The organism is Mycobacterium sp. (assembly GCF_035506235.1).
In the GTDB taxonomy this organism is placed as follows: domain Bacteria; phylum Actinomycetota; class Actinomycetes; order Mycobacteriales; family Mycobacteriaceae; genus Mycobacterium.
This window is the reverse complement of sequence record NZ_DATJPU010000218.1, coordinates 1-7,351: the sequence shown is the minus strand read 5'-3', so window position 1 is coordinate 7,351 and position 7,351 is coordinate 1. Positions and strand designations below refer to the sequence as shown.

Genomic DNA, 7,351 nt, shown 5'->3' with positions numbered 1-7,351 from the left:
GCCGGACCAAATGCAGTCGACGGATCTGGCAATTACGGGCACACCACAACGCTCGCGGCCGGTAAAGAAACGAGTCAGACCGCACAGGTCCGGACGCGGACCCTACCGATGCACCCGCCGCGCAAGGCCGCAGAAACGCCGATGGTCTTTTAATACCAGTAAAGAAAGTCCTCACCGCCGAGGTCAGACATCGTTTTCAGGAGTCGGTCGTGACCTGATCTGCGGCAAGCGAGGGCGACTCGACGGCTGCGCTTGCTGACACCGTGTGCACGGTCATCGGTGCACGTTGTCTGGACGGCGGGAAGTTCTCCCACGGCTCGCGGGTGGGCTGGTCTCGGTGGCGGGCGGCGGACGCGGGGCGCAGTGCAGCGACCGGCGCGGACGGGAGCGCCAGCGGACGGAAGCAGAGGGAGCGCAGCGAAGCCCGGAGGTAGCCGCCAGCAGGGCAGGCACGATCAGCTCGGGTGGGCGGTGAGCTGTTGGAGGGGTGTGCTGCGCTGGCCGAGGCGGCGGGCACGCGGCGGCCGTGTCGGGGGATCGCGAGTGGGCATTTATCCGTAGAGGCGTTGCCGGAGTTCACGCAGGCCGGACAGGCGCGGGCGTCGGTTCAGGGCTTCGATGTCGTCGATGAGTTCGGCGACGCGGGGTGATTCGGCGAGTTCTTCGGCGGCGATCTGCTCGGCGTTGACCAGGGCTCGCAGCGCCTCACGGCCGGATCGGGTCAGCAGGTGGGCTCGGGCGATGTCGATGAGGTAGCGGGTTTGCCGTTCGGGCGATAGCTGCTCGGCGTCGTGCACATGCGCGGCGCGGTCGAGGGCTTGTTGTCCGTTGCCGAGTTCGACCGCTACCCCCACGGCGTGCATGGCCACGTTGGTGGGTCCGAATTCGGTGTCGTGGTGGTTGCGGTCGGCGCCCAGGACGGCGGCGAGCCGGCGTGCCACCGTCAGGCATTGTTCGGCGTCCAGGGTGTTGGCGTCGCGGGCGTGCAGAATCGCCAGCAGCAGCGCGCTGGAGCCCACGAGCGAGATCAGGCAGTGATCGCCGCCGGCGATGATGGTTTCGTGTCGTTGGGTTGCTTGGGTTAAGACGTGACGGGCCAGTGCTTGTTCGCTGGAGTCGAGCAGGGTGCGGGCCATGCGTAGTTGACCGGCCAGGATCAGGGCGGGGTCGCGGGTTCGTTCGGCGGCGGCGATGGCCCGGTCGGCCGCTACCCATCCCGCACCCCGGTCGCCGACTTTGACCAGCATCGCCGCGGCGGCTTGATACGTCTGGGCAAGCAGCGAAAGGAGTTCGGGGCGTTGAGTTTTGGCGGCGGTGCGGCTGGCTGTTTCCAGCTCGCTGATTAGAGTAGCGATTGCTGGTCCCGTGTCGCGGTAGGCGCTGGCGTGGATGCGCTCCCAGACGTGCAGGGTCCGCCGTCGCAGTGATTGCAGGTCGCAGGGTGGGCCGTCGGCTACCGGTGTGATGATGCTGTCTGGGGCGGGGTGACCTGCGATGGCCAGACGAAGCCGCTCCACGTAGGGTCGGTTCCTGACGGTCTCGGTGTCGGGTCCAAGCGTGGCCTCGATGAACTCCTGTAGCGGCGCGCCGAGCACCGCGGCCAGCCGTTGTATGACGGTGAGGTCGATCAGTCGTATTTCGCCGCGTTCGATCTGGGCGACCCAACTGGCCGATCTGTGCATTTGGTCGGCCAGGCGCTTGCGCGACCAATTCTTTTCTTCCCGGTAGTGACGAACCAGGTCGCCGGGTGTGGGGTCAGCGCGGGGCACCGTCGCCTCGAAGGGGCCTTCCGTTGATCGCACCGGCAACGGGCGCAAGTGTCCACACCTCCGGTGGGCTGGCCAGGTGCTGGGTCCGCTCGGACAGGAACCGGCGGATGTGCGGCGCGGCTTCGTGGGCTTGGAAGGCGTCGTGGCTTCGGTAGCACTCGTAGAACACCCGCACGGTGGGCTCCTCGGCCGCGGTGTGGCTGGCATAAACGATCGTGTCGGGTTCCTCGGCAGCGATGGCGGCCAGCGTTTCGGCCACGAGTGCGTCGAAGGCGTCCTCGTGTCCTGGGCGGACGCTGAACCTGACCAGCAGTGCGAACAATTTCACCCCCACGAGCCAATTCCGCGCGGCGCTGTTGTCGTGCTGGTGTGCGCGGTTGCCGCACACCTTACCCGGCTGCCTCGTTGGCGGCGTTGACAAGACGCGCAGGCACCGGCGGGGGCGGCGTCAACCCGCGAATCCGCATGCGACGGTGCGAGGCAGCGCACAGTTTTGCACACTCGCGCTGTGTGCCTTAGTCCGCCGTTGGTGGCCGCGGCTGGTGTCGGGCTGCACTGGGTGATGCGTCCAACGACACCGTTGGGCCGCTCACTCGAGAAGACAGGAAACACCCATCATGAAGTTGCGAATCGACACCACCGGCGTGACGTTTCTGTGCACCCGGATTCCCGAGCAGCGCACCAATTTCGACACCGGTGCACCACGCATTGATAAGGCGACCGGGCAGGCGTTGTGGCTGGTGCAGTTGATCGCCCTGGACGGCACGGGCGGCGAGGTGCTGGCGGTCACCGTGGTTGGCGAGCCGAAAGTCACTGTGGGCCAACCCGTTGCGGTATCGGGTCTGGTGGCGTTGCCGTGGTCGCAGGACGGCCGCTCGGGCATCGCGTATCGCGCCGAAACCATCGCCGCCGCCGACTCTGCAGCGGCCGCCGCGAAGGCGGGCCAGCAGGCCCGGTAACCGAAGGGCTGGCCCGGCAGCACCCGCATGAGTGCGGCGTGGCTGTCGGGCCAGCCTCCGGACTTCACAACAACCCGTCGCAGCGAAAGCGTGCCATCATGTCGAACACCTCAAACCGTAACAACCGCAACGATAATCAGTCATCTGGTGATGACTGGATCGGCGAGCTGATCTGGGCATTGGTCAAAGCTGCCGCGCAGCTGCTGTGGTGGGCGGTTCTGTTTCCCGCCCTCAGTATCCCGGTGATCCTGACGATCTGGGTCGCCGTCGCCCACGGCACCCGCGCGGGCCTGCTGACTGCCGGGCTGGCTGTCGCTGCCTATATCGGCTGGGCAGTCGTGGAGCCGTCCTCGTTTACCGCGTGGGTCACCGCGCCGGTGCGGCAGCGCTGGCTGTCGTGGTGGCGGTACCACCGCAACTGGGAGTCGATGTGCACCCTGCACGGTTTGACCGCCCGGCTAGGTGAACGCACCTTGGTGCCTGCATTGCGGTCGGGGCAGATCGGGGACCACGCCGACGTGCTCATCGTGCGGGTGGTGGCTGGCCAGTCGATCACCGATTGGCACAAACGCGCTCCGGCGTTGGCGGCGGCGTGGCGGGCCGAGCGGCTGACGATCCGCGCCACCACCCCTGGCGAGCTGCGCATCATCATCAGTCGCGGTGACGTGCTGGCCCAACCCATCAGCTTGCCCATGCCGACGCGAGCAACCACGGTCGACCTGGGAGCGGTGCGGGTCGGGATCACCGAGATGCGGACTTGGTGGCAGCTACCCGTTTTGGGACAGCACATCCTGATAGCGGGTGCCACCGGGGCGGGCAAAGGCTCGGTGCTGTGGTCGCTGATCGCTGGACTGGCACCACACGTCAGGACCGGGCAGGTGCGGTTATGCGTGATCGACCCCAAAGGCGGCATGGAACTGGGTGCCGGCGCCCCGATGTTTTCGATGTTCTGCCACCACACCGGCCAACCCACCCTGGAGCTGCTGCGCCAGCTGGTGACATTGATGCAGACGCGGGCCAACCGGCTACGCGGACACACCCGCCTGCACACCCCCAGCACCACCGAACCGCTGATCGTGGTCGTCATCGACGAGATCGCCGCGGTGACCGCCTACGTCACCGACCGCAAACTGCGCACCGAAATCGAACAGCTGCTGGGCTTGCTGCTCTCCCAGGGCCGCGCGGTCGGGATATCGGTGGTCGCCGCGGTGCAAGACCCGGCCAAAGACACCCTGCCGGTGCGGCAGTTGTTCACCGTGCGGATCGGGCTGCGCATGACCGAAGCCACCCAAACCGCGATGGTACTGGGCCAAGGAGCGCGCGATGCTGGCGCCGAATGCGACCTCATCGCTGATGCCACACCCGGTGTCGGATATGTGATGATCGACGGCACCGCCGACCCGATACGGGTGCGGGCGTTTAAGGCCGCCGACCGCGACATCGCTGTCCTGGCCCGAACCTTTCCCGCACCCCGCTCCCGCACACCAGGCAGCGGCAAAAACGCAGCTCCTGGCACGGACAACCGTGACAATAAGGGGCCGCGGTGACCACCGTCGTGGCGGACAGCCCGATGATCGAGTTGCCGGGGCTACCGACCACCGTAGATGCCGGGCCGGTGATCGCCCAGATGCTGCGCCGCGCATCCTCTCCCGGTTTCGGGTCGTGGTGGCGCCGTGCTGAATCGGTTGGGTTCTGCGCCCACCCGATCCAGCTGTCTGGTGCCGACCGCAGCGGACGCCGGCACACCGTGTGGACGCGCTGCAACAACCGCCGTCACGCGGTGTGCCCCTCATGCTCAGACCTCTACGCCCGTGACACCTGGCAACTCGTACACGCCGGAGCCGCCGGCGGTCACCATGACATCCCGGTTGAGGTCGCGGCCCGACCGCAAGTGTTCGCAACTTTGACCGCGCCGAGCTACGGGGTGGTGCACAATGCCACCGGCATACCCTGCCACACTCGCAATGGCGCCAGCTCAGCCACCCGGTGCTCGCACGGAAATAAGTTGCGGTGCAACATAATCCACAGTATCGATGACCCTATGGTGGGCCAGCCGTTGTGCCCTCAGTGCTACGACTACCTCGGGCATGTCTTGTTCACCTGGCATCTGCCCGAGCTGTGGCGGCGGTTCACCATCGCACTACGACGCGCCGTCTCGACACACCTGAAAACAGTTGGCGTCAAGCCCGGTTCGGTGCGGGTCAGCTTCGTCAAAGTCGTTGAACTGCAAGCCCGCGCCATCCCCCACATCCACGCCCTGATCCGCCTCGACCCGCCACCAGCCGACAACGACACCACGGGATCGGGTGACCACAACCGTTACAGCCCCGCCGCCCCGTGGGGTGGTGGGGAGCCCCGTCCGGCAGCCGACAAGCACACCGGCTGGTCGTCACCTATCACCCCCGCCGACCTGGCCGCCCTAATCCAGCACGCCGCCCGCCACGTCCGCATCGACATAGCCACCGGCGCCGGGGGCTCCGACCAACAGGCAGTGCGAGGGCTGCGGTTCGGCACCCAGATCGACACCCAACCGTTGACACCAGAAACGCCAATAACCACAAGTGATTCCGAAGCCGACGACACCGCGCGCATGACGGCATCGCGGTTGTCGCCGCGTGGGGTCGCGGCGTACCTGGCGAAATACGTCACCAAATCCCTGCACGACTTCGGTATCACCGCCCGGCGCCTCGCGGCAGAAGCGATCGGCGACCTGGATGTCAGCGAACACGTGCGGGCCATCCTGTCCACCATCGCCGAACTCGCCGAACACACAGCGTCCGCAGGCTCGTCGTTGGCGGGGATCGGGCGCTGGCTGCACACCCTGGGCTACCGCGGCCATATCACCACCAAATCGCGGCACTACTCGACCACCATGGGCGCCCTGCGCACCGCCCGCGCCACCTGGACCCGCCACCATATGACCAAACATTCAGGGCGACAAGACGATACAGAATCCGCCCATTTCGCTGACGACGTGACGGCAAGCACAGGCAGGCGACACCAACCGATCGACACCGATGAGATGCTATGGGACTTCGACCACGCCGGACACACCAGCGCCGGCGACCGCACCCTCGTCTACTCCGCGGCCCTCCAACGCATTCATACCCGTCGCATCGGAGTGGTGGAAGCCCGTCGCCAAGCCCGCGATCAACAATGGGATCCGCCAGGGCGACATGATGACTGACAAGTCCCGAACAGGACATGTTCACTCCGAGTGTGGCGCTCGAATCGATGCGCCGACCATGTCAGAGGGGGATGTTGAAATTGTCGTGCCCGACCACTATCGACTTCCGCACGAGGCCAACCGCGCGCTGGTACACGTCATAATGGCCGTGCGGGACCGAATGCTCGGATCAGACAGGGGAGTGGCGTGAGCCTGAGGTTCGCCTTCTATGGCCGAGTGAGCACGGAGGACGCTCAAGACCCGGAGGCGAGCCGCAGCTGGCAGAAGCGGCGTGCTATAGACCTGATCACTCCGCACGGCGGAGTCCTCGCCGCTGACTACTTCGATGTGGGACAGAGCCGTTCGCTGCCGTGGAAGCGCAGGCCAGAGGCGTCACGTCTCCTTGCCGATGTCAGCGCTAGTGGCCGTAGCTTCGATGCCGTAGTGATCGGGGAACCCGCCCGTGCGTTCTACGGGCCGCAGTTCGCGCTCACTTTCCCGGTGCTCACGCACTACGGAGTCGGCCTGTGGGTGCCCGAGGTCGGCGGAGCGGTCGATCCCGGCTCCGAGGCCCACGACCTGGTGATGACTCTTTTCGGCGGCATGAGCAAGGGGGAGCGGGCTCGAATCCAGATGCGTGTCCGTACGGCGATGTCGGCACTCGCGCAGGACACGGCCAGATATCTGGGTGGCCGACCACCGTACGGTTACCGGCTCGTCGACGCCGGCCCACACCCCAACCTGGCCAAGGCGAACATGGGACAGCGGTTGCACCGCCTCGAACCTGACCCCGCGACAGCCCCAATCGTCGAGCGGATCTACCGGATGTACGCCGACGGCGCGGGCCTGCGCTACATCGCTCAGCGGCTCACTGACGACCGTGTGCCGTCGCCGAGCCAATACGACCCGGCGCGGAATCGTCACCGTGACCCGCGCGGTTGGTCGCATTCGGCGATCCGCGCCATACTCGACAACCCGACATATCTGGGCATCCGCGTGTGGGGCAAGCAGGAGAAATACGAGGTCCTGGTCAACCCTGATGATGTCGGCGCTGGGTATGAGACGCGAATGCGCTGGCGTGATCAGACCGACTGGATCGCACCGGACCGCCGCACGCACGAAGCGCTCATCGATGACGATTTGGCTCAGGCTGTTCGTCTTCGGACACAGGCGCGGCGGGGTCCCGGTCTGGTCTGCAGCAGAGAATCGACGGTGCCGTATGCGCTGCGTGGGCTGCTGTTCTGCGCCGCATGTGGACGGCGGATGCAGGGCGCCGCCCGCGTCGGGAAGCAAACGACCCGCATCCTCTACCGCTGTGAGCTGATATGTAGTTCAGTCTGTCAAGAGGCAGGGTGAAGCGGCGGCCGCGACCGTCGTCGTGGCCGCCGCTTCGTTGCCAGATGGGGTTCGCTGTCGGGGTGAGCGTGTCGTGTCGACGCGTGTCAGTCTGAAATGCG

The 7,351-nt window shown here is 66.3% G+C and carries 5 protein-coding genes and 1 pseudogene; 4 read left to right on the top strand and 2 right to left on the bottom strand.

Translation table 11 applies throughout. The features are described from left to right. Nucleotides 1-551 precede the first annotated feature (551 nt). Nucleotides 552-1,769 (bottom strand): helix-turn-helix domain-containing protein, encoded by a 1,218-nt coding sequence (locus tag VMD50_RS20350; RefSeq protein ID WP_325430106.1) that lies wholly within the window; start codon nucleotides 1,767-1,769, stop codon nucleotides 552-554. Next, nucleotides 1,756-2,097, bottom strand: a complete 342-nt coding sequence (locus tag VMD50_RS20345; protein WP_325430104.1) for a putative quinol monooxygenase — start codon at nucleotides 2,095-2,097, stop codon at nucleotides 1,756-1,758. Before VMD50_RS20345 ends, VMD50_RS20350 begins: the two co-directional genes overlap by 14 nt. Before the next feature lie 289 nt (nucleotides 2,098-2,386). On the opposite strand from VMD50_RS20345, the gene VMD50_RS20340 reads away from it, so the two are divergent. From VMD50_RS20340 to VMD50_RS20325, 4 genes and pseudogenes are all read left to right on the top strand, one after another. After that, entirely contained in the window at nucleotides 2,387-2,728 is a 342-nt protein-coding gene (locus VMD50_RS20340) for an SCO3933 family regulatory protein (RefSeq protein WP_325430102.1), read from the top strand. Between the two features lie 98 nt (nucleotides 2,729-2,826). Next, nucleotides 2,827-4,275: an FtsK/SpoIIIE domain-containing protein gene (locus VMD50_RS20335; protein WP_325430100.1), complete on the top strand. Its 1,449-nt coding sequence runs from the start codon at nucleotides 2,827-2,829 to the stop codon at nucleotides 4,273-4,275. 23 nt (nucleotides 4,276-4,298) lie between these two features. Then, entirely contained in the window at nucleotides 4,299-5,915 is a 1,617-nt protein-coding gene (locus tag VMD50_RS20330; protein WP_325430108.1) for a replication initiator, read from the top strand. A 186-nt stretch (nucleotides 5,916-6,101) separates the two neighbouring features. Then, a pseudogene (locus VMD50_RS20325) lies at nucleotides 6,102-7,217 on the top strand (recombinase family protein); the annotation flags it as partial. Nucleotides 7,218-7,351 lie beyond the last annotated feature (134 nt).